Annotated in this window: 22 protein-coding genes; 12 read left to right on the top strand and 10 right to left on the bottom strand. The window is 71.0% G+C overall.

The annotated features are described in order from the left end of the window. Positions 1–134: 134 nt before the first annotated feature. The gene (locus ABTZ94_RS25925; RefSeq protein WP_351203920.1) at positions 135–2,246 is read right to left on the bottom strand and encodes a HelD family protein; all 2,112 of its coding nucleotides are present in this window, start codon (positions 2,244–2,246) and stop codon (positions 135–137) included. Positions 2,247–2,606: 360 nt separating this feature from the next. On the opposite strand from ABTZ94_RS25925, the gene ABTZ94_RS25920 reads away from it, so the two are divergent. Continuing rightward, positions 2,607–2,798, top strand: a complete 192-nt coding sequence (locus ABTZ94_RS25920; protein WP_351203918.1) for a hypothetical protein — start codon at positions 2,607–2,609, stop codon at positions 2,796–2,798. A gap of 26 nt (positions 2,799–2,824) precedes the next feature. Here ABTZ94_RS25920 and ABTZ94_RS25915 read toward each other — a convergent pair whose 3' ends face one another. From ABTZ94_RS25915 to ABTZ94_RS25905, 3 genes are all read right to left on the bottom strand, one after another. Beyond that, positions 2,825–4,468, bottom strand: a complete 1,644-nt coding sequence (locus tag ABTZ94_RS25915) for a DNA repair helicase XPB (protein WP_351203916.1) — start codon at positions 4,466–4,468, stop codon at positions 2,825–2,827. 101 nt (positions 4,469–4,569) lie between these two features. Further along, positions 4,570–5,112, bottom strand: a complete 543-nt coding sequence (locus ABTZ94_RS25910; RefSeq protein WP_351203914.1) for a hypothetical protein — start codon at positions 5,110–5,112, stop codon at positions 4,570–4,572. A 105-nt stretch (positions 5,113–5,217) separates the two neighbouring features. Then, positions 5,218–7,677 (bottom strand): helicase-associated domain-containing protein, encoded by a 2,460-nt coding sequence (locus ABTZ94_RS25905; protein WP_351203912.1) that lies wholly within the window; start codon positions 7,675–7,677, stop codon positions 5,218–5,220. 75 nt (positions 7,678–7,752) lie between these two features. Between ABTZ94_RS25905 and ABTZ94_RS25900 the strand changes: the two genes are divergently transcribed. The 3 genes from ABTZ94_RS25900 (at position 7,753) to ABTZ94_RS25890 (ending at position 9,620) form a co-directional block, all read left to right on the top strand. Continuing rightward, entirely contained in the window at positions 7,753–8,814 is a 1,062-nt protein-coding gene (locus ABTZ94_RS25900; protein WP_351203910.1) for a hypothetical protein, read from the top strand. Between the two features lie 180 nt (positions 8,815–8,994). Continuing rightward, positions 8,995–9,216, top strand: coding sequence for a type II toxin-antitoxin system VapB family antitoxin (locus ABTZ94_RS25895; protein WP_351203908.1), 222 nt, complete (start codon positions 8,995–8,997; stop codon positions 9,214–9,216). Next, positions 9,213–9,620 carry a PIN domain-containing protein gene (locus ABTZ94_RS25890; RefSeq protein ID WP_351203906.1) on the top strand — a complete coding sequence of 136 codons (408 nt, stop codon included), beginning with the start codon at positions 9,213–9,215 and terminating at the stop codon, positions 9,618–9,620. Before ABTZ94_RS25895 ends, ABTZ94_RS25890 begins: the two co-directional genes overlap by 4 nt. A 135-nt stretch (positions 9,621–9,755) precedes the next feature. Here the strand turns inward: ABTZ94_RS25890 and ABTZ94_RS25885 are convergent, their stop codons facing one another. Genes ABTZ94_RS25885 through ABTZ94_RS25875 form a run of 3 tightly spaced genes read right to left on the bottom strand, consistent with a single transcriptional unit; the run spans position 9,756 to position 12,687 of the window. Continuing rightward, positions 9,756–10,610 carry an ABC transporter ATP-binding protein gene (locus ABTZ94_RS25885; RefSeq protein ID WP_351203904.1) on the bottom strand — a complete coding sequence of 285 codons (855 nt, stop codon included), beginning with the start codon at positions 10,608–10,610 and terminating at the stop codon, positions 9,756–9,758. Next, complete coding sequence (locus tag ABTZ94_RS25880; RefSeq protein ID WP_351203902.1) at positions 10,607–11,680, bottom strand: FecCD family ABC transporter permease; 1,074 nt, start codon at positions 11,678–11,680, stop codon at positions 10,607–10,609. The genes ABTZ94_RS25885 and ABTZ94_RS25880 overlap by 4 nt, the downstream gene beginning before the upstream one ends. Continuing rightward, positions 11,677–12,687, bottom strand: a complete 1,011-nt coding sequence (locus ABTZ94_RS25875) for a FecCD family ABC transporter permease (RefSeq protein WP_351203900.1) — start codon at positions 12,685–12,687, stop codon at positions 11,677–11,679. The genes ABTZ94_RS25880 and ABTZ94_RS25875 overlap by 4 nt, the downstream gene beginning before the upstream one ends. A 106-nt stretch (positions 12,688–12,793) precedes the next feature. Here ABTZ94_RS25875 and ABTZ94_RS25870 point away from each other — a divergent pair, with 106 nt between their 5' ends. Then, positions 12,794–13,429 (top strand): HAD family hydrolase, encoded by a 636-nt coding sequence (locus ABTZ94_RS25870; protein WP_351203898.1) that lies wholly within the window; start codon positions 12,794–12,796, stop codon positions 13,427–13,429. Positions 13,430–13,666: 237 nt separating this feature from the next. Beyond that, positions 13,667–15,622 (top strand): transglycosylase domain-containing protein, encoded by a 1,956-nt coding sequence (locus ABTZ94_RS25865; RefSeq protein WP_351203896.1) that lies wholly within the window; start codon positions 13,667–13,669, stop codon positions 15,620–15,622. Between the two features lie 2 nt (positions 15,623–15,624). On the opposite strand, the gene ABTZ94_RS25860 is transcribed toward ABTZ94_RS25865, so the two are convergent. After that, positions 15,625–16,086: an ATP-binding protein gene (locus tag ABTZ94_RS25860; protein ID WP_351203894.1), complete on the bottom strand. Its 462-nt coding sequence runs from the start codon at positions 16,084–16,086 to the stop codon at positions 15,625–15,627. Positions 16,087–16,297: 211 nt separating this feature from the next. On the opposite strand from ABTZ94_RS25860, the gene ABTZ94_RS25855 reads away from it, so the two are divergent. From ABTZ94_RS25855 to ABTZ94_RS25845, 3 genes are read left to right on the top strand one after another with little or no spacing between them, the layout of a single operon-like run. Next, a complete protein-coding gene (locus tag ABTZ94_RS25855) occupies positions 16,298–17,149 on the top strand; it encodes a helix-turn-helix domain-containing protein (protein WP_351203892.1) in 852 nt (283 codons plus the stop codon). 11 nt (positions 17,150–17,160) lie between these two features. Further along, positions 17,161–17,355, top strand: coding sequence for a DUF397 domain-containing protein (locus ABTZ94_RS25850; protein ID WP_351203890.1), 195 nt, complete (start codon positions 17,161–17,163; stop codon positions 17,353–17,355). Further along, entirely contained in the window at positions 17,348–17,605 is a 258-nt protein-coding gene (locus tag ABTZ94_RS25845) for a DUF397 domain-containing protein (RefSeq protein ID WP_351203888.1), read from the top strand. The genes ABTZ94_RS25850 and ABTZ94_RS25845 overlap by 8 nt, the downstream gene beginning before the upstream one ends. A 13-nt stretch (positions 17,606–17,618) precedes the next feature. Here ABTZ94_RS25845 and sigJ read toward each other — a convergent pair whose 3' ends face one another. Next, complete coding sequence (gene sigJ / locus ABTZ94_RS25840) at positions 17,619–18,572, bottom strand: RNA polymerase sigma factor SigJ (protein ID WP_351203886.1); 954 nt, start codon at positions 18,570–18,572, stop codon at positions 17,619–17,621. A 171-nt stretch (positions 18,573–18,743) separates the two neighbouring features. On the opposite strand from sigJ, the gene ABTZ94_RS25835 reads away from it, so the two are divergent. Then, positions 18,744–19,148, top strand: coding sequence for a hypothetical protein (locus ABTZ94_RS25835; RefSeq protein ID WP_351203884.1), 405 nt, complete (start codon positions 18,744–18,746; stop codon positions 19,146–19,148). A gap of 420 nt (positions 19,149–19,568) precedes the next feature. Then, on the top strand, positions 19,569–20,744 hold the full coding sequence (locus tag ABTZ94_RS25825; RefSeq protein ID WP_351203882.1) for a DUF3103 family protein: 1,176 nt from the start codon (positions 19,569–19,571) through the stop codon (positions 20,742–20,744). Between the two features lie 177 nt (positions 20,745–20,921). Here ABTZ94_RS25825 and ABTZ94_RS25820 read toward each other — a convergent pair whose 3' ends face one another. Beyond that, on the bottom strand, positions 20,922–21,146 hold the full coding sequence (locus tag ABTZ94_RS25820) for a hypothetical protein (protein ID WP_351203880.1): 225 nt from the start codon (positions 21,144–21,146) through the stop codon (positions 20,922–20,924). A 210-nt stretch (positions 21,147–21,356) separates the two neighbouring features. On the opposite strand from ABTZ94_RS25820, the gene ABTZ94_RS25815 reads away from it, so the two are divergent. Next, the gene (locus ABTZ94_RS25815) at positions 21,357–21,740 is read left to right on the top strand and encodes a cold-shock protein (protein WP_351203878.1); all 384 of its coding nucleotides are present in this window, start codon (positions 21,357–21,359) and stop codon (positions 21,738–21,740) included. Positions 21,741–21,842 lie beyond the last annotated feature (102 nt).

Below are 21,842 nucleotides of genomic sequence, written 5' to 3'. Positions count from 1 at the left end.
GGGGGGGGGGGGGGGGGGGGGGGGGGGTGGGGGGGGGGGGGGGGGGGGGGCGGCGCGGGGACCGCGGGCGGCGGGCCGGTGCCCCTACCGGCCCCTACCGGTACCGGGGGGCGGTGCCCCCGGACCCCCGCGCCTCAAACGCCGGCGAGGCTTGGATCTACCAGCTCGTCCGGCATCCCCGCCGCATGCACCACCGTCAGCCCCGACACCGCACGCGTCAGCGCCACGTACAGCCGGCGCAGCCCCGTGCGGTCGTCCGGCTCGCCGTCCACCACCGCGGCCGGCTCGTCCAGTACCACGTAGTCGTACTCCAGGCCCTTGGCCAGCGACGCCGGGACCAGGGTCAGCCGGGACTCGGCGGTCGTCTCCTCACCGGGGGAGAGATACGAGTGGCCCGCCGCGGCAAGCGCGTCCGCCAGCGCCGGAATCCGCGCATCGGCCGCGATCAGCCCGATCGATCCCTCCCGCGTCAGCGACTCCTCGCACGCCGCCAGCACCGCCGCGTCCAGCTCCGCCGGATCGCCCACCTGCCGTACCTCCAGCGAACCCGGCGACTCACGCACCGACTCCACCGCCGCGAGCCCCGGTGAGATCACCGGCAGCAGCCGTGACGCGTACGCGATCACCTCGCGCGGCACACGGAAGCCCGCCGTCAGCTCCTCCACCACCGCGTCCGACTTGCCCAGGTGGTGCAGCGCCTGCGCCCAGCTCTCCGTCGACCACGGCGTCGTACCCTGCGCGAGGTCACCGAGGACCGTCGCCGAACCCGTCGTGCAACGGCGGCCCACCGCCCGGTACTGCATGGGGGACAGGTCCTGCGCCTCGTCGAGCACGACATGGCCGAGCGAGTGCGTACGCGCCACCAGATCGCTCGCCTCGTCGATCAGCACCGCGTCCGCCACCGACCACTTCGCGGACTTCACGCTGCGGACCGCCCTCTTCCCGGATCCAGGCAGCGTCCACAGGATCGTCTTCTGCTCGTCCTCGGTGAGCAGCCCCTTCGCGTGCGCGGCCAGGAACTCCGCGTCGATGAGCAGCCGCAGCACCAGCTTGGCCGGTTCGACGGCCGGCCAGATCGCCTTCACGGCCGCCTTCACGGCGGGGTTACGGGCCACCGCGTTCTGCACCCGGTCGTCGGGCGCCTCGCCGGCCTCCTCCATCCGGACCAGGACGGAGTGCGCGATGCGCTGCGGAAGCGCCTCATGGGCGGCCCCGTACCGCATGTCGCGGGCCAGCAGTTCGGTGACGATCTCCTCCAGCTCGTACGTCGGCACCCGCCAGCGGCGCGAACCGCGCACCACCATCACCGGCTCCGTCGGCAGCGTCACATGCGAACGGATCGCCCGCCGCAGCACCTGGGCCATCCTGGCGTCGCCCTTGACGACGGCGGCGGCTGCCGAGTCCGTGCCGCGCACCTGGATGTCCGCTGTCACCAGATCGTCGACGGTCGCCTGCTTCACCTCCAGCTCACCGAGGGCCGGCAGCACCTGTTCGATGTAGTGGAGGAAGGACCGGTTCGGCCCGATGACCAGCGTGCCGGTACGGGCCAGGCGCTCCCGGTGGGCGTAGAGGAGGTACGCGACACGGTGCAGGCCGACGGCCGTCTTACCGGTGCCGGGCCCTCCCTGGACGCAGACCGTCCCGCCGAGACCGCTACGGACGATCTCGTCCTGCTCGGGCTGGATCGTCGCGACGATGTCACGCATCGGACCGACACGCGGCCGCTCGATCTCCGCCTGGAGGAGCTTGCTGGTCTGCGCCGCCTCGGTGGGGTCGGTGAGGTGCTCGTCCTCGTACGCGGTCAGTTCACCGCCGGTGTAGCCGAAGCGGCGGCGCTGGCCGACGTCCTGGGGGTCCTTCTTCGAGGCCCGGTAGAACGGCTGCGAGACGGGTGCGCGCCAGTCGATGACCATCGGGTCGCCGCCGGCGTCATGGACATGGCGGCGCCCGATGTAGAACTGCTCACCCTCGGCGCCTTCGGCCTGCTCGGCACCGACCGGGTGCAGATAGTCCAGGCGGCCGAAGAAGAGCGGCGTGTGGGCGAGATCGGCGAGGGACTTGATGCGCTCGTCGATCTGGGACTGCAGGACGGCCGCGTTGACCCAGTTCGCGGTGACATCGCGGATGTCGAGGGCCTGGGCGTCCTCGCGCATGGCGCGCAACGCGGAGCGGGACGCGGCGAGATGGGCGCGTTCACGAGCCAGGGGTTCGGTGGTGGTGTCGCTTTCGTTTTCGTGCGCGGGCACGGTGTTGCCTCCGGCTTTTCAACGCAGGACGGCGGACCGCACCTCGCCTCCACTCACGGCTCGGGGGCGATGCGGTCCGCTCGGGGATCCATCACGGGTGCGTACGCAGGTGTACGCACCGCTGTCGGCCGGTTTCCGTCCGGTCGGCGGCGCTCCCCCGGCTGCCGGCGATGGCCGGTACCACGGTGCGGGAGGCGGGCAGACCGGCGATTGTACCGACCGTCCTCGTCACGGTCGAACGGTTTTGAAGCCGGTCCATCCCGTAGGGGACGCCATGCGACCGGAGACCTACGCGCACCGCTCCGGGGCTCCGTCCGCAGGTCGATGCCTTCACGGGCGGGGCGCAGGACCATGGATTACATGAGCACCGTTTCCTTGAACCCCCGCAGGACCGGCCCCGCGCACGGCGCGACCGCGGCCAACGGTCACCCGTACACCCACCGTGTCGGCGACGCCCTGCGTGTCGCCAAGGTCTACGCCCGCGCCGCGTTCGGCGTACTCGTCCTCGGCGAGTACGCGGAAGAGGCGGGCGTCCACCGCCGCGAGCACTGAGGCCGCCCCCCATTGGCCGGCCCGCCTCAGCTCTCGGCCAGCAGCTCGTCCGCGTCCACGATCCGGTACGCGTACCCCTGCTCGGCCAGGAACCGCTGGCGATGCGCCGCGAAGTCCTGGTCGATCGTGTCGCGGGCGACCACCGAGTAGAACCGCGCCTCGTGCCCGTCGGCCTTCGGCCGCAGCACCCGGCCGAGCCGCTGCGCCTCCTCCTGCCGTGAGCCGAACGTCCCCGACACCTGAATGGCGACGGTCGCCTCCGGCAGGTCGATGGAGAAGTTCGCGACCTTCGACACCACAAGGACGCTGAGCTCGCCCTCGCGGAACGCGTCGAAGAGCTTCTCGCGCTGGGCGTTGCTCGTCTCGCCCTTGATCACCGGCGCGTTCAGATGCTCACCCAGCTCGTCGAGCTGGTCGATGTACTGCCCGATGACGAGGGTCTGCTCGCCCCGGTGCTTGCGCACCAGCGCCTCCGTCACCTTCCGCTTCGTGTCGGTCGTCGCACAGAACCGGTACTTCTCCTCGGTCTCCGCGGTCGCGTACGCGAGCCGCTCCGAGTCCGTCAGATTGACTCGCACCTCGACACAGTCGGCGGGCGCGATGTAGCCCTGCGCCTCGATCTCCTTCCATGGGGCGTCGAACCGCTTGGGCCCGATCAGCGAGAAGACGTCCGACTCGCGGCCGTCCTCACGCACCAGCGTCGCGGTGAGGCCGAGGCGCCGACGGGCCTGCAGATCGGCGGTGAACTTGAAGACGGGCGCGGGCAGCAGATGCACCTCGTCGTAGATCACCAGACCCCAGTCGCGGGAGTCGAACAGCTCCAGGTGCGGGTATACGCCCTTGCGGCGGGTCGTCAGCACCTGGTACGTGGCGATGGTGACCGGCCGGATCTCCTTGCGCGTACCGCTGTACTCGCCGATCTCGTCCTCGGTCAGCGAGGTCCGCTTCACCAGCTCGTGCTTCCACTGCCGGGCCGAGACGGTGTTCGTCACCAGGATCAGCGTGGTCGCCTTGGCCTGTGCCATCGCACCGGCCCCGACCAGCGTCTTCCCCGCACCGCAGGGCAGTACGACGACACCCGAACCGCCGTGCCAGAAGCCCTCGACGGCCTGCTTCTGGTACGGCCGCAGCGCCCAGCCGTCCTCGGCCAGTTCGATGGGGTGCGCCTCGCCGTCGACGTACCCGGCGAGGTCCTCCGCCGGCCAGCCCAGCTTCAGCAGCATCTGCTTGACCTGCCCGCGCTCCGAGGGATGCACGGCCACGGTGTCCGGGTCGATGCGCGCCCCGACCAGCGGCTGGACCTTCTTCGACCGGAGGATCTCCTCCAGCACGGGCCGGTCGGTGGAGGTCAGTACCAGACCGTGGACCGGGTCCTTGGAGAGCGTGAGGCGGCCGTACCTGGCCATCGTCTCTGCGATGTCGACGAGCAGCGCGTGCGGAACGGGATAGCGCGAGTACTGCACGAGCGCGTCGACGACCTGCTCGGCGTCGTGCCCGGCGGCGCGGGCGTTCCACAGCCCGAGCGGGGTCAGCCGGTAGGTGTGGATGTGCTCGGGCGCCCGCTCCAGCTCGGCGAAGGGCGCGATCGCACGACGGCAGGCGTCGGCCTGCTCGTGGTCGACTTCCAGGAGCAGTGTTTTGTCGCTCTGGACGATGAGGGGTCCGGTCACGCGCGGCGGCCCTTTCTGCTGCGGGGACGGCCAGTAACGGCCAAACATCCAGTGTGCCGCATGCGGGCGCGGTAGCGCTGGGTGCGGGGCCGGTCCGCCGGTCAGTCCGCCCGGCGGCTGCCCCGCCCCTCGGGGTGCTGACCCAGGTGCACGGCGCGGTGGGCGGTCTGCGCCAGTTGCCGGACGTCCTCGGTGAAGGTGTCGACGCGGATCCTGCGTCCCTCGTTCAGAGTGATGTCGCAGGTGAAGCCCATGCCGCGGGCCTCGGCCAGGGGCCGGCCGTCCTCGCCGTGCGCGCCGACGGACGCGATGTCCTGCCACGGGATCAGGGTGGCGGTGCCCGCCACGCGGTGGGTCAGCCCCCGCTCATGGATGTCGAAGGACTGCTCACGGGTGCGGAACGCCTGGACCAGCCGCCAGATTCCCAGGCCCAGCCCCACCACCCCGACGCCGAGCAGCAGACCGGCCAGCTTCGGCGCCCCCTCGGTGGTGCCGACCGACGCGACGGCCACCGGCACCCCGAAAGCCGTGCCCACCGCTCCGACGACGAGCATGATTCCGGCCTGCCTCAGCCGTCTGCCGCCGTCGGTACGGTGCTCGCGGACGAATCCCCCCAGCTGCCTGGCCGCCTCGGTGCGCCGCATGACATCCCCCCCCCAGCATCGTGGACACGACAGAGTGTGCCCTTTCATCGGCCGGCCCACCCCCGGTTCGCGCACACCGCCGCGGCCGCGGGGATGCGCCGGGGGTCACACCGTCTGGCCGTCGGCCAGTTCGGCGACGCCCGTGATCCGGTGCAGCGGGTACGTGCGGACCTCGTCCGCCGTGTGGTCGTACGCCGTGACGAAGCCGCCCTCGACCCGGACCGGGGCGATGACGCGCTGGCTGGCCGCCCCGTCCGCGTTGACGTAGCCGATCCAGAGCGCCGAGCCGGTCATCGCGGCGGCCTGGACGGTGGCGAGGGTCTCGGCCGGGGCCGTTCGGGGCAGGGAGCCGGCCGGGGTGTCGGGGGCGTCGGCAGGGTCCTTGCGGGCCACCGTGGCGGCCGTGTCCCCGGCGCGGATCGCCCGTACCGCCGCGCCGAGCAGGATGGCGTCCGGAACCGGGGGGCCCTCGGGCACGGGGGCGGGGGCCGTGCGGGGCGGGGTGCGGCGGGCACCCGCGCGGGTGATCAGGACATCGCCCTCGGCGGACTCGGCGGTCGGCGCGTACCCCATCTCGCGCAGCCCTTCGAGCAGGGACGCCGGGTCGAGCGGGGTGGCCAGGACCGTCGGTGCGAGGCGGCGCAGGCGCAGGGTGGCCGAGCGCTTGTCGGCCAGGATCTCGTTCAGCACGGCCTCGTCGTCGCAGCGTACGTACGAGGAGGCGGCGCCGATCCGCAGATGGCCGTGGCGGCGGGCGACGTCGTCGATGAGGTAGCTGAGCGGCTGCGGCACCGGCGTACGGCTGCGGGCGGCGAGGAACGCGTGCAGATCGGCCGCGGACTGTCCGGCGTCCAGGGCTCGGCGTACGGACCCGGGGGTGAACCGGTAGACCGTCGCGCCGCCCTTCGACTCGATGTCCGCGAGGGCGCAGAGCATGTCCGCCAGGGGGCGCTCCAGCGGGCCGGGGGCGACGGCCGTCAGGTCGGCCTGGAGCAGGACGTGGTCCAGCGGCTCCGGGATGAGGGGCGCGAGCAGCGCGGCGGCCTCGGCCGGCCCGGAGTCGAGCAGGGCGCGGGTGTGCGCGGCGAGCGCGCCGCGGCCGGTGATGCCGAGGAGCTCGGACTCGTTGAGCGTCCACAGGGCGATCCGGGACCGCAGATCGGTGGTGGCCCCGGCGGAGGCGGAGGCGCCGCGCAGGGGGCGTTCCCAGCGGAGCCGGGCGAGGACCGTCTCCGGGTCGGGGGCGGTACCCGGGTCCAGGGCGGCAAGGAGGGCCAGCACCCGGTGGCGTACCTCGGGGGCGGCGGAGCGGTCGAGGTCGGGGCCGAGGGCGGACAGGGCCCGCCCCTTGGCGTCCTGGCCGCCGACCAGGCCGGGGGTACGGGTGGCGGCGAGCCAGGCGGTGGCGAGGCGCACCCAGCGGTCCTGGGCGGGGAGTTCGGCCCAGTCGTCGTACGCGGGCGTCGGCGCGTACCGTTCGTCGGCCTCTTTGTCGGATGCCAGCAGCCCGGCCGCGTAGGCGAGTTCGACCCAGAAGGCGGCGACGGGTTCGGAGACGTCGAGGGTGGTGGCGGTCTTCTTCAGCTCGCGGACACTGAGCCCTCCGGCGCGCAGTATCGCCGGTCCGCCGCCGTTCCAGCTCTTCAGCAGCTCCTCGACGGTGGTCACCGCCAGGAACGCCTGACCGGCCGCGGCGCTGTCCACAGCCTGGGGATCACGGTTCGCGACCGCCTCCACGGCAGGCGGCTGCGGTTCCGGTACGCGGTGGGCGCGCCCGGCCCGCAGATGCAGGGCGGCCTCGCGCGGCAGCACCACGGTGCGGGTCGACACGGGCAGCAGCAGCCCGTGGTCGCGCAGCCATTTCACGGGCGGGGTGGGGTTCGGGGTCACTTCCCCGTACGGCGGCCCCCACACCAGCCGGTCCAGTACGGACAGGGCTTCTGCGGGGGCGGTGTCCAGCAGCTCGCCCATCCTGGCCCGGTCGGTGAAGAGCGCGGACAGGGACGTCACGGCGGATACCGGGTCATGGGTGGCGGGCAGTCCGGCGTTCGCCAGGATGTCCTGGAGGCGGCCTGGCGACATTCCGGCGGTCGCCTCCGCGACGGTCGGACCCAGACCGGTGGGGGAGGGGTGCTGCGGGGACGGTGCGAGGAGTTCGCGCGCGGTGCGCACGAGCCGCAGCCGGTCGTCCTCGCCCCAGACCAGGGCCTGTTCGCGCAGGGTGGCGAGGGCACCGGGCAGTGCGTCCACGATTGCCGCGCCCGCGTCGTCGCGGTGCTCGCCGTCGTCCCGGCCGTCGCCGGTGAGGAGGCCGAGCAGTGTCTCGTACGGGGCGGGGTCGGGTGCCACGGCCAGTGCTTCGGCGGTCTGCAGGGCGAACCGGTCGAGGTGCTCCAGCGCGCGTACGACGGAGGCACGCGTGCCGGCTCTCGTCGCGAGCTGGGTGATGTCGTTGGGCACGGGGACGAGGAGGTCGGGGCGGGCACGCAGCAGCCCCGCCAACGACTCGTCGTCCCGGGCGCGGAGTGCTTCGGCGAGCGTCCGCGGTGGTGTGGTCATCCCCATCCGTCCCACGGTAGTCGCTCCGGACAGGCCCGAGGGCGCTACCGTCGGTGCAGGGCGGTAGAGGGGAACCATCGCGTGGGCATCGAGAGCGACCAGCTCGTCTACGACTATCTGAGCCGGGTCGGGGACCTGGCTCAGCAGCAACAGCTGCCCTCGGGCACCCGGATGAGGCTCGTTTCGACCCTCCGGGGCGAGATCGACCGGCAGCGCGGGACGCAGTCCGCGGACACCCCGGCGGCGGTCCGCCGCATCATCGGGAGGCTCGGCGCACCGGACGAACTGGTCGCCGCCGCGGCCGCGTCGCAGGACGGGACGGTGGAGCTGCCCGAGCGGCCGGAACCCGCCGCGGGGGAGGGGCGGGGCCTGCCCCGGCCGCGCAAGGGGATGCTCAGGAAAGACGGTTCCGGCAAGGGCGCGTCGCAGGCGCCGGACGGGGAATCGGAGGGCTCGGCGGACTCCGCGGCTCCGGAGGCGGCGGCCGGTCGGGTGCCTTCGCCGCCGCACATGGCCGGTACGGACGAACTGGGGCCGTCCGGCAGCGAGCCCGACTGGTGGCGGATCGAGCCGGAGCCGTTCGGTGACGGTGTCGATGTGCCGGGGTTCACCGGCGGCGTCGAGATACCGGACATGATGAGGCCGCCGTCGGCCCGGGACGCCGTTCCCCGCCCGCGCGCGGGCGACTCGGTGGACGAGGACGACGACATCCCCGAGGACGGCGGCACCGACGAGGCCCCGCGACGCCGACGGCTCCCGCGCCTGGGCCGCCGCGCCGAGCGCGAAGGCGGCGCGACGGGCCGCGGGTTCTCCCACCCCCTGCTGCTGCTCGCCGCCGCGCTGCTGGTCACCGGCGCCGTGACGGGTTCCTGGCTGGCCCTGGCGGGCGGCTGGCTGCTCACGTACAGCTCGCGCACACTGTCCCGCGCGGAGGCGAAGTGGGCCGCGATGGGGCTGCCGGGCGTGGTCGTGGCGGGCGCCCTGGTCTGGCTGTGGGGCAGGACGGAGGGCCGCTGGGGCGAACCGATCCCGCAGGACGGGATGGCGGACGCGCTGACCGGGGTGTGGCCGGTGGTGGTACGGACGGCCGCGGTGGCGTCGGCGGCGTTCCTGGTGTGGCGGGCGCGGAAGCGGGTGGGATAGGCGGGGACGCAGGGGTGCGGGAGTTCGGCTCCGCTGGGCTCCACACGGTGAACCCCTGACCGGGCGTTGTCGTTCGCGGAATGGTCGACGGCCTCTCCGGCGCGCTAGGGATGTTGGTGACCTATAATTCTTTGTACATCACCAATATGTACGTCGCGAAGGATTGCAGGGAGGTGCGACGTGTCTGTGACCCAGATCGACATCGACGATGACGCCCTGGAGCGTGCCATGGCTCTGTCCAAGGTGAGGACCAAGAAGGAGGCCGTCAATCTCGCCCTCCAGTTCTACGCCGAGCGGCAGGAGCGTGCGGCGCGCATCAGCCGCCACTTCGAGCGTGCGCGCCAGTGGGGGGCGGTTGAGGACGCCGAACGTCAGCACCGGGCGGAGAAGGACAACCGGTGATCTACCTGCTCGACACCTCCGGCCTTGTCCGGTTGCTCGGCGACTCCAAACTGCAGTCGGCCTGGTACGACGCGATCGACGCCGAGGCTGTCGCCTCCTGCTATCCGCAACGCGCCGAGTTCCTGTACAGCGCTCGGAACGCCCGCGAGTACGACGAGATCGCGGAGATGTTCACAGACCTCTACCCCGACGTGTCGTTGCCGAAGAACGCGGGACGCTGGATCGGTTCGGTGCAGCATCGGATGGCCCGGGCCGGGGAGCATCGCAGTGCCTCGGCGGTGGATCTGATCATTGCGGCTACCGCGGCCCACCACGGCCTGACCGTCCTTCATGACGACGCCGACTACCAAACTGTCGCTCGGCATGCGGCCGACCTGAGCGAGCACAGCGTCCACGACATCTAGGGCCTCTCGTTTGGATCAGGCCGGATCCAAACGAAAGACCCTAGGCGGAACTGAAGATCTTGGCCTGGTCAAGATCTTCAGTTCCCTCCCAGCCCGGCACATCGGCCGCAGGCGCCGGGCAGGGCCGCAGAGGCTTCATTGCGGAACAGGAGCTGTCCAGGGAGCCCCCGGCACCACCAGCGGCGAATCCGTCACCGGGCACGGGACGATCACCGCCTCCAGGCCGAAGACCTCGCGGACGAGACCTGCGGTGACGATGTCCTTCGGGTGGCCCTCGGCGACGATCCGGCCCGCCTTCATGGCGACCAGGTGGTCCGCGTACCGGGCGGCCTGGTTGAGGTCGTGGAGCACGGTGACGACGGTCCGGCCGCGGCTGCCGTCCGCCGCCGGGGCGGTGAGCCGGCGCACCAGGTCCAGGACCTCCACCTGGTGCGCGATGTCGAGGTACGTGGTCGGCTCGTCGAGCAGCAGCAGATCGGTCTCCTGGGCGAGCGCCATCGCGATCCAGACACGCTGGCGCTGCCCGCCGGACAGCTCGTCCACGGACCGGTCGCCGAGCGCCGTGATGTCCGTACGCTCCATCGCGTCCGTCACCGCCCGCTCATCCTCCTGGGACCACTGCTGCCACCAGTGCTGATGCGGCTGCCGGCCGCGGGCGACGAGGTCACAGACGGTGATCGCCTCGGGGGCCACCGGGGTCTGCGGCAACAGCCCGATCGACTGGGCGATCCTCCGCGTGGGGATCTCCGACAGCTCGGTGCCGTCGAGGAGCACGGCCCCGCCGCGCGGCTTGAGGAGCCGGCCGAGCGCGCGCAGGGTGGTCGACTTGCCGCAGGCGTTCGGACCGACGATGACGGTGACCCGGCCGTCGGGAACGGCGAGGTCCAGCTCGTGGACGACGGTGCGGTCCTCGTACGCGAGCGTCAGCTCCCGCACGGTGAGCCGGCTGGTCGCGCTCGCCGTGGCGTCGGACGTACGGGTCGAGCTCATGCGGTTCCTCCACTACGACCGCCGCCGTGGCCGCGGATGATCAGCCAGATCAGATACGGGGCGCCGACCGCCGCCGTCAGAACGCCCACCGGCAGCTCGGTGGGCGAGAAGAGCCTGCGCGCCAGCAGATCCCCGAACACCACGATCACCGCACCGAGCAGCGCCGAGCAGAACAGCGGAATCTGCGCGGTACGGGTCATCCTGCGGGCAATCTGCGGGGCGAGCAGCGCCACGAAGTCGACAGGACCGGCCGTCCCGGTCGCCACGGACGCCAGGATCACACCGAGTGCGACGAGCCCCAGCCGTACCCGTCCCAGACGCACCCCGAGGGCCGTCGCGGTGTCGTCGTCCATCGATACGGTGCGCTGGGCCCGGGCGGCCCACAGGACGGCCGGCAGCAGGATCAGCAGCGTCCAGCCGATCGGCGCGGCCTCGGACCAGCCGCGGCCGTTGAGCGAGCCGGTCATCCAGATCTGCGCCTGCTGGGCGACCAGATAGTCGCCCTTCGTCAGGAACAGCGTGGTGACCGACCGCAGCGCGATGGCGAAGCCGATGCCGATGAGGACGAAGCGGGTGGCGTGCAGCCCGCCGCGCCAGGCGAAGACGTACACGAGCGCCGCGGCGGCCATCCCACCGATGACGGACAGGTACGGCAGCACGGTGTACGAGGTGACGCCGAAGGTCATCGCGCCGACCGTGAGCGCGCTCGCCCCCTGGCTGATGCCGATGATGTCGGGGCTGGCCAGCGGATTGCGGGCGACGGTCTGGATCAGCGCACCGGCGATCCCGAACGCCGCGCCGACCAGCAGCCCCACGACCATGCGCGGCAGCCGCAGCGTGCCGACGACCAGCTCGTCCGGGGACGGCTGCCCCAGGACCACCTTCACGACCTCGCCGGGCGCGACGAAGCTCTCGCCGACGCAGAGGTACGCGACACAGACGGCGGCCAGCACGACGACGAGGACGGCGGCGACGACGGCCGCCCGCCGGTGCAGCAGGAACCGGCCCCGCGCCCCGATCCGTACGACGTGGTACCCGGCGGGCCGCACCCGGAGCGTGGTGTCGCTCATGCGGGCACCGCCTTCCGGCGTACCAGCGTGACCAGGAACGGAACGCCGATCAGTGCCGTCATCACGCCCGCCGGGACCTCGCTCGGCGGGAAGACGATGCGGCCGATGACATCCGAGACGAGCAGCATCACGGGCCCGATCAGTGCCGCCATCGGCAGCACCCAGCGGTGGTCGCCGCCGACGATTCGGCGGGCGATGTGCGGGACGGCGAGTCCGATGAACGCGATCGGGCCGGCCGCCGCGACGCCGACACCGGTCAGCATCGTGGCCCCGACGCCACCGACGATCCGTACCGTCGCGACCTTCTGCCCGAGCCCCTTCGCCACGTCCTCGCCGAGCGCCAGCGCATCGAGCCCGCGGGCGACGGACAGCACGAGCACCGTCCCGACCAGTATGAACGGCCAGATCTGCTGGGCCACATCGGCCTCGCGCCCGGCGATGGAGCCGACCTGCCAGAAGCGGAACTCGTCCAGCGCGGACGCTTTGGTCGTCAGCACCGCCATCGTCACCGACACGAGCAGCGCGTTGATCGCGGCGCCGCCGAGGGCGAGTTTCACGGGGGTGGCGCCGCCGCGCCCGCTGGAGGCGATGGCGTACACGGCGACGGAGGCGATCGCCGCCCCCGCGAACGCGAACCACACGTACCCCGTCAGGGTGTGGATCCCTGCGTACGCGATGGCCAGCACCACGCCCACCGAGGCGCCCTGGCTGATGCCGAGGATGCCGGGGTCGGCGATGGGGTTACGGGTGATGCCCTGGAGCACCGTGCCCGCGAGGGCCAGTGCCGCTCCGACCATCAGCCCGATCAGGGTGCGCGGCACCCGCATGTTCCGGATGACTTCGGCGGCATCGGAGTGCCCGCCGTGCAGCAGGGCGTCGATCACTTCGGACGGGGGTATGGAGCGGGCCCCCAGGGCGAGGCTGAGAAGTACCGCCACCAGCAGCGCCGCGACGGCCGCCGCCGTCGCGAGTGCGCGTCTGGAGCGGCGTGGTGCGGCGGCTGACATCGGACCCAATCGGACGACGAAGCAAAGTTAGGCTTGGCTAAGTCTAAGCACCGCGGTTCCGGGGCCCGAAGGCCGTACCGGGGCCGCCGCGCCCGGCCCCGCGACAATGGATTCCATGCCTTCGCATCCGCTGACGGTCGGTTTCGACCTCGATATGACGCTCATCGACACCCGGCCCGGCATCAAGGCCGCCTACCTGGCGCTTTCCGCCGAGACGGGGACGCCGATCGATGCCGACCTGGTGGTGAGCAGGCTCGGTCCGCCGATCGACGACGAGCTGCGGAACTGGTTTCCGGCCGATGCGGTGGCCGCGACCGTCGACCGCTACCGGGAGATTTATCCCACATACGCCATCGTCCCGAGCCCCGCGCTGCCGGGCGCCAGGGAGTCGATCGCGGCGATCCGTGAGCGGGGCGGCCGGGCGATAGTCGTCACCGCCAAGCACCGGCCGAGCGCGGAGCTGCACCTGGCGCACCTCGGGATCGAGCCCGACGCGGTGATCGGCGGCCTGTGGGCGGAGGCCAAGGGCCAGGCACTGCGCGAGCATGGGGCGGGTGTGTACGTGGGCGACCACACCGGCGACGTACGGGGCGCCCGCACGGCCGGAGCGCTGTCGGTCGCGGTCGCCACGGGCCCGTGCGACGCGGAGGAACTCCGGGCGGCGGGGGCCGACGTCGTCCTGTCGTCGCTGACTGACTTCCCGTCCTGGCTGGTCGGGTACCTGGACGGGGACGCGGCGTAGGACCTTCGGCGGGAGCGGATTCGCGGATTTACTGAGCACCGGGCGACCATGCCTCCGGACGCTCCCGCGGCGGGCCGACGACCCCGATCCACCTGGCTGCCGAAGGCCGTTGTGCTTCGTCCTCGGTTCGTCACCCGTGTTGGACGGGGCTCCGAGACAACCTGATCACGATCCGGAACGTCTCCTCCCACAAGCCCGCACCACACCGGTGCGGGACGGTGAACGAGGAGCCGGAGCATGGCCCGACGCCCCATCCGCCCGATCCGCCTTCGCGGGCTCCGTGTCGACTACCCCCGCCGGGGGAGAAGCAACTGGCGCCGCTGGGTCCCTTCGTGGCGGCAGGCGCTGAGCGGGATCCTGCTCGGATCCGGAGCGCTGGCCGGGCTGTTCGCCGTGGTCTACGCATCCGTCGACATCCCGGACGAGAACGCCGAGGCGCGCAGGCAGGGCACCGTCTACTACTGGGCGGACGGCAGCCAGATGGTGAGCGTGGGCGCGGTCGATCGGCAGAACGTCACGCTCGCCGACATACCCGATTCGGTGGAGCACGCGGTCATCGCCGCCGAGAACGAGACCTTCTACTCCGACTCGGGGGTATCGGCGAAGGGGATCGCCCGCGCGGCCGTCAGCATGGTCAAAGGCGATGAGACCCAGGGCGGCTCCACCATCACCCAGCAGTACGTGAAGAACACCTATCTCAGCCAGGAGCAGTCAGCCACCCGGAAGTTCAAGGAGTTCTTCATCTCGCTGAAGCTGAGCAACAAGCAGAACAAGAAGGAGATCCTCCAGGGATATCTGAACACCAGCTGGTTCGGCCGCGGCGCCTACGGCATCCAGGCAGCGGCGCACGCGTATTACGGAGTCCCCGCGAAGGACCTCGACCCCAGCCAGGCGGCGCTGCTCGCGTCCCTGCTCAAGGGGGCGGAACAGTACGACCCCGCAGGCGGCAAAGGCAACCACGAACGCGCCGTCGACCGCTGGAAGTGGATCCTCGACCGGCAGGTGGAGATCGGCGCGATGACGAAGGACGAGCGGGCCGCGTACCAGAAGTTCCCCGAGCCGAGGCCGGCCGCCAAGCCGACCAGCCTCGGCGGCCAGACCGGCTATCTCGTCGACATCGCCAACAAGTACATCAAGAAGCGCTCGGGCCTCACCGACAAGGACCTCTTCCGGGGCGGCTACCGGGTGCACACCACCTTCGACAAGGCCAGGGTGGGGCAGCTGGAACGGGCCGTGCGGAGCGTGCGCAAGCGCGACCTCGACCCCAAGAAGCGCCCCGAGGACAAGTACGTCGAGGTCGGCGCCGCATCCGTGCGGTCCGACGGGGCCGTGGTCGCGGTGTACGGCGGAGCCGACGCGGTCACCCACTTCGCCAACAACGCCGACACCGCGGGCGTCCCCGTCGGCTCGGCCTTCAAGCCCTTCGTGCTGGCAGCGGCCCTTCAGCACGGCGACGGGATCACCCTGGACAGCGGCTACGACAGTGAGGGGCGTCTGATCAAGGACGGCCCGTACGCGGCGCCCGGCGGGGCGGGCGCCGGTCCCGGCCAGGTGATGGTCACGCCGCCGACGCCCCTGCGCGATGCGCTGGTCAAGTCGTCCAACGCAACCTTCGTGCTGCTCGGCAAGGGCATCGGGCTGAAGAAGGTGAAGGAACTGGCGGTATCGGCCGGGCTGCACGAGGAGAGCCTGGCCCGCCTGGACAAGTCCTTTCCCCTCGGCACGTCCACACCGAGCGCGGTCAGGATGGCGGACGCGTACACCGCCTTCAGTAACGACGGTATGAGGGCCGATCCCTACTCGGTGACCAGGGTGACCCGGGACGGCGAGGTGGTCGAGGGCTTCGGGAAGCCCGAGCTGCGGCGCGCGATGGACGCCTCGGTGGCCAACGATGTGCACAACACTCTGGGGATGGTGGCCTGGACGCGGCTGGGTCGGGACGGGAAGTCCGCCATGTTCGCCGGGCCCAAGGCTGCCGACGACCTCTCGGCGGGCGCGACCGGCGAGGACGACCGGATGAAGTCGGCCTGGTTCATCGGCCACAGCAAGGGGCTGACCACGGCCGTCACGATGTTCCGCAGCAAGCCGGGCACCCCTCAACTGCTGGGAATGCAGGGCGTGGGCGGACCCGATTCGGGGCGCGGCAACGTCTTCCCGCCCCGGATCTGGAGCGCCTACGTCACGGGGACGTAGGCTCACCGGGCGCCGTGCGGCGGGGCGTCGTCCGCCTTGGCCGCGCACTCCACCCAGAGCAGCTTCCCGCCCTGCCCCGGCAGCCCGGTCCTCATGGGGTGGGCGCCCCAGCTCTCCGCGTAGAGGGTGACGAGGTACAGCCCCCGTCCGCGCTCGGAGAGTTCCTCCGGTGCTTCGGCGCCCCATCGGAAGGGGGCGGGGATGTGGGGGTTGGTGTCCCAGACGCTGAGCCGGATACGGCTGCGCCCGGCGTCGCGCAGGCGCAGGGAGTACGCCCCCGAGGAGTGCAGGTAGGCGTTGGTGACGAGCTCGCTCGCCAGCAGTTCCGCGGTCTCGGTGAGTTCGGGCATGCCGTGCACGCGCAGGATGGTGCGCAGGGTCGCACGGGCCACGCCGGGGGCGCGGGGATCCTGCGGGAGTTGGAGGGTGTACGTCCAGGGCGGGGATACCGTGGCACTGACCATGGAAGTCTCCGTTCACGGAGGGAGGTTGGAGGGTGCGCTTCGGGTTGCTCGGTGACGAGGCCGCTCCGTCGAGCGGGGTACTTCCGGGCGGGTGGCCTGAGTCAGAGACTAAGTTCTCTGCAAGTTCTATTTGCGCTTCATTCATGAAACTGCATGCAGATTCCCTCGTGTGAGTGATGAGTCGAACTCAACCCCGCCAAGGAGGAGTTACATGGCAGGCAGATCAGCCCCCACCGGACGGCGCATCCGAATCGCTACCGAGCTGCGCAAATTGCGTGAGCGCGCCGGTTTTACAGCGACCGAGGCCGCCCGAGTGCATGGCATCAGCCAGGGCCAGCTGAGCAACATCGAGACCGCCAGGTTCGGAGTGAGCGCCGAGCGGCTGCGCGCCATGGCGCAGAACTACGCCTGCTCCAACTACGCCTTCATCGAGGCTCTGGTCAACATGGTCCAGGACCGGAGACGCGGATGGTGGTCCGAGTACCAGGAACTCCTACCGACCCCCCTCCTGGACCTTGCGGAACTGGAGCACCACGCCGAGCGGCTGCGCGGCGCCATCACCGCACACATTCCTGGGCTGCTCCAGAGCGCCGACCACGCGCGGGAGATCGTCCGGCAGCACGTCCCGGAGCTGCCGCCCCCGGATGTCGAGCACCGTGTCTCGTTCCGCATAAAGCGCCAAGCGATCCTGTACGGGGCCGAGCCGACCCCGTACCAGGCGCTCATCCATGAGGCGGCGCTGCGTACCGAAGTTGGCGGCCCCGAGACGGCACGGTCGCAGCTGCAGCACCTCCTCGACATGAGCGAGCAGGACCACATCACCATTCAGGTCATCCCGTTCAGGGCAGGAGCCATCCCCGGCTCCGGTCAGTCCATCTACTACGCGCATGGCCCGGTCCCTGAACTGGACACGGTTCACCTCGACCAGTCACACGGCCTCGCGTTCCTCGATGCCGACACCCAGCTTCAGAACTACCGGACCCTGTTCAGCAGGATCGAGGACGCAGCGCTGTCGCCGGAAGACACCCGGGACCTCATCCACCACATCAGTCAGCACCTGTGAGAGGAGCATTCATGCCCATGTACGACCACTGGCAGAAGTCGTCCTACTGCGCCCAGGGGGACTCGTGCATCCACATCGCCAAGGGCACCGATGAAGAGGTCAAGCTCACCGAGAGCGGCGATCCCACCGGGGCGATACTCCGCACCACGCCCGCCGCGTGGGCAGCCCTCGTACGCACCGTCAAGGAGGGCCGCCACCATGGCTGACCCCTGCACCTCCGCCGGCCTCACCTGGATCCGCGCCGCCCCCGAGGGCGAGGAGGGCCCCGGCCCCTGGATCGAGGTGGCGTACGGGCCGGACGGGCTCGTCCGTCTCCGGGAGACCAGCGACCCCGAGAACGTCGTGACGACGACCACGACGAAATGGGAGGCCTTCACCAAGGGCGTCATGGCCGGCGAGTTCGACCACTTCGCCGAACCCGACGGCGAGGGCCCGGGCCCGGTCACCCCGTCCTGACCTCGCGAGCAGGTCAGCTCCGTGCGTTCTCGGTCCACGGACGGAGCTTCTCCGGGTTGCGGATCGCCCAGATGCGAGTGATGCGGTCGCTGGTGAGGCCGAACGCCGCCACGGTCACGGTGACGCCCGCGTGCTGGGCGACCAGGCCGGGCCGGCCGTTGACCGTCCGCTCCAGGAGCGTCAGCCCAGGGGCTTTGTCGGCGATGTAAATCAGGTACTCGGCGATGCGCTTGCTGCCCTCGACCGGGCGGAGGACGGTGCCGACCAGTCCGCCGCCGTCGGCGATCATCGTGGCGTCGGGGTCGAGGAGGCCGACGAGGGCCCCGATGTCCCTGGCCTCCCACGCCTCCTTGAAATGCCGCACCAGACCGGCCTGCCCGGCCTTCGGCGCCGTCGGCGCCTGCGCGGCGCGAATGCGTCGACGGGCCGAGGATGCCAGCTGCCGGCAGGCCGCCGGCGTCCGGCCGACGATCTCGGCGACCTCGGCGAAGGGGTACCGGAAGACGTCGTGCAGGATGAACGCCACGCGTTCGGCCGGCGTCATCGACTCCAGTACGACGAGGAAGGCCATGTTCACCGACTCGTCCAGGGTGATCCGGTCGGCGGGGTCGGCCGGCTCGGCCCTGCCGCCGCCCGCCGGCCCGCTGATCCACTCCGTACGGTCGGGCAGCGGCTCGGGTATCCATTCGCCGACGTAGCGCTCGCGCCGGACCCGCGCGGAGCCGAGCAGGTCCAGGCAGATGCGGCTGGCCACCGTCGTCAGCCAGGCGCCGGGCGACTCGATGGCCTCCTGCTGTTGCCGCGACATCGCGTACCAGCGGGCGTAGGTCTCCTGCACGGCGTCCTCGGCCTCTGCCAGCGAACCGAGCAGCCGGTACGCGAGATTGGTCAGCTGGCGCCGCTCGCCGACGATCGCGCTCAGGCCCGGCTCGGACCGGTCATGCCCTGGCTCGGACGGGGTGCTCATGGTGGCGACCGCTCCCTGGTTCTTCTCGTTCGCTTCCGCTCTCGCCACTTCGGTGAAACACCGCACAGGACTGCGAGGTCGGCACTTCGCCTCACATTTCGCGGGCCCACGTCGTCGGACTGTCGAGACACTACCGATCAACCGCCGCGAGGCAGAAGAGGGGACCGCGTCATGACTACCCGGACGACGGCAGAACAGCGCAGCCTCACGTTCCTGCAGGTCGCGATCGCCCTGCAGACCTTGGCCATCTTCTTCCAGGCGGTCACCGCCGGGCTGCTGCTGTCCTCGTCCCTCAGCGAGGTGGTGCACGGCGTCGGGGCGCGCGTGATGTACGGCGCATCGATGTTGTACGTGATCGCCGCGATCCTGGCGTGGCGGCCGGGCGGCGGGAGGCCCCGCCCCATCCTGTACGCGTCCGGCTTCCTTGCGCTCGCTTCGGTGCAGGTGGTGCTGGGCATCGCGCACATACCGTCGCTCCATGTTCCCCTGGGCGTCCTGATGTTCGGCCTGAGCGTGCTGGCGCTGGGCCAGGCGCTGTCCGCCCGTTTGTCGCAGCGCTCCGGCTCCGGGGCGTGAGCACGGGCGGCGGTCAGGTCGTGGGCGGATCCGGGCGGGCCGGGGAAACCCGGACGATGCGGCTGCCGGACGCCCCCGGGCCGCCCCCGTAGCGCCGCCGCGAACGCCGCGATCCCGGCCCCGACGCGGGCGGCACTGGTCGAGCTGGTCTGGGCGGCCTCGCGGTGGCTGACGACTGACGGCCACCGACCCTTCCGGAATCCGCCAACTTCCGTCGACGGGCGCAAAGTTCATCTGTCCGTGCTGTGAAAACCTTGCGTCCATGACATGTCCCCATCATCATGACGTCTACGGAATTCATCTACTCGCATAGATCCTCTGCGGGACCCGCTTCCAGGTTCGTTCCAGGTCCACCCGTTCCACCCGGCACCCCCCTGACAGCACGTCACCGACCACTCCAATCCAGGAGGAACGATCCTTGTGAGCCCTCGTCACACCCGTAGACGCGGCACCCTCACCGCCACCGCGGCCACCCTGGTCACCCTCTGCGCGGCCCAGACCCTGACCGCCGCACCCTCGGCCACCGCGGCCCCGGCCCCCGACCGGGCGGCCGTCCACGCGGCCCACTCCCACTCCGCCACCGCGTCCGCCGTCACCGCCGCCCAGGACCGGGCGGCACGGGCCATCGCGCGCTCGCTCGGCGACGCGGCCTGGAGTACGCGTCTGCGCACGGCCGCCCTGAAGTCGCCCGAGGTGCCCGTCACCGAGCGGGCGAGCGGCCCGCTGAAGTCCCGGCTCGCCGCCGCCGACCGGGAGATCGCCGAGGCCAAGGGCCTGAACACGAAGACCGGCTCGCTGCTGCGGCTGCGCCTCGGGGACCGCTCGATGCGCGCCTCACTGTCGGCCGGTACGGCCCCCTGGGTCGCCGCGACCGTCTCGGACGACGACGCCACCACCGTCACCGCCTACGACAGCCAGGGCCGCGCCCACCGCTTGGACGCCCGCAAGGCACCCGCGCGGCCGGTGTACGTCGTCGACATCGACAGCTCCAAGGCCCTGGCGGCCGGTCTGGACGTCCTGCGCGAGGAACTGGTGAAGGACGGCGTGCAGTCCGCGGCGCCCGGGACGGTGAACACCTCGGCCACACCGAAGGCGGCGGCCAACGCCGGCTTCTGGACCACGAAGATCACGGCGGTCGAGCTGTCCGACGACGAGGAGCCCTGGATCAAGGGCGCCGCCGAGATCTACACCCTGGTCAGCGGCTTCGGCCAGGACGGCAAGGTCCGCGTCGACCCCGTGGACATGCCGTATCTCGACTACGACGGCACGGTCTACCGGCCCAACCAGATCCTGGTCAACTGGTCGAACTACAAGTACAACCTGGCCGACGCCGTGATGATGGAGGAGGACGGCAGCACCAACTACCGCGACCTCGCCAAGGCGATCGCCGCGGTCCTGCTCACCATCACCGACCAGGGTGCCTACATCCCGCTGGTGAACGCGATCCTGGACGCCATACCGAACGACTGGTGGACCGACGACCCCGACTACGTGGACTCCTGGTACACCCTGGCCCAGAGCAACAAGGGCACGTACTACGGCGCCCGGGGCAACGGGTGGATGACCGTCGAGCCCTACTTCGTGCAGCAGCTCTGACGGACAAGGACCAAGCAGGGCCTGCGGGAGAAGGAAGTTCCCGCAGGCCCTTTCGTACAGCGGTGAGAGGGCGGCGTCAGAACCCGGCGGGCCCGGCGCGTCGCACGGAACCCGGCGATCTCCTCGAAGAAATCAACGTGCGCGACAGCTTGACCAAAGACATGGGCGCACCCCCGCCTACCGCTTCGGCGACCCCGCCCGTGCCGACCGGACCACGCCCGCCGCGGCGATCAGGAAGCCGACGCCCATCAGCATGCACAGCGACCAGGCGATGGGCGGAAGCGGATGGGTTCCGAGGAACAGCGGGGCCACCGTGGCCAGCGTGGCCAGCGTTCCGATGAAGAAGACGATCGCGCCGATCCGGACGAGCCGGTCACCTGCGCCAGAAGGAGTAGTGCTCACCCCGCCAGGGTAGTTCCCGGCGCCGACGACCCGCCCCACGACAAGGGATGAAGGGCGCAAGCATCGTTTCTGGACAGCAGTCCGGATGACCAGGCTTGACTAGGGGTACGTCACCTGGGGAGGCTGCTGCCAGCAGGGGAGCACCACCACTGGATAGCCTGACCTGCTGAGGCTTTGTTCGGGCATACGGGTTGAGATGGGGTGCGTGCTTTGCCGACTGGCAAGGTCAAATGGTTCAACAGCGAGAAGGGCTTCGGCTTCCTCTCCCGCGACGACGGCGCTGACGTCTTCGTGCACTCCTCGGTGCTCCCCGACGGCGTCGACGCACTCAAACCGGGCCAACGCGTCGAATTCGGTGTCGTTGCAGGTCAGCGTGGGGACCAGGCGCTCTCGGTGGTGATCCTGGACCCGACTCCGTCCGTCGCGGCCGCACAGCGCCGCAAGCCGGACGAGCTCGCGTCCATCGTGCAGGACCTGACCACCCTGCTGGAGAACATCACGCCGATGCTGGAGCGCGGCCGTTACCCCGACAAGGCGGCCGGCAAGAAGATCGGCGGCCTGCTGCGAGCGGTCGCCGACCAACTCGACGTCTGAACCGGGAGGCCTCCCGCCTCCAGGGCTCCCGCCCACGGGCCTCGCGGCCTCCCGGCGGATCTCAGAACCTGTCGGGTGACCTTCGATCGCCCGATCGAAGGT

Origin of the sequence: Streptomyces sp. NPDC002785 (assembly GCF_040295565.1) — a bacterium.
In the GTDB taxonomy this organism is placed as follows: Bacteria; Actinomycetota; Actinomycetes; order Streptomycetales; family Streptomycetaceae; genus Streptomyces.
Note: the sequence above shows the minus strand (reverse complement) of the source record. Positions and strands in the feature narration are given on the sequence as shown.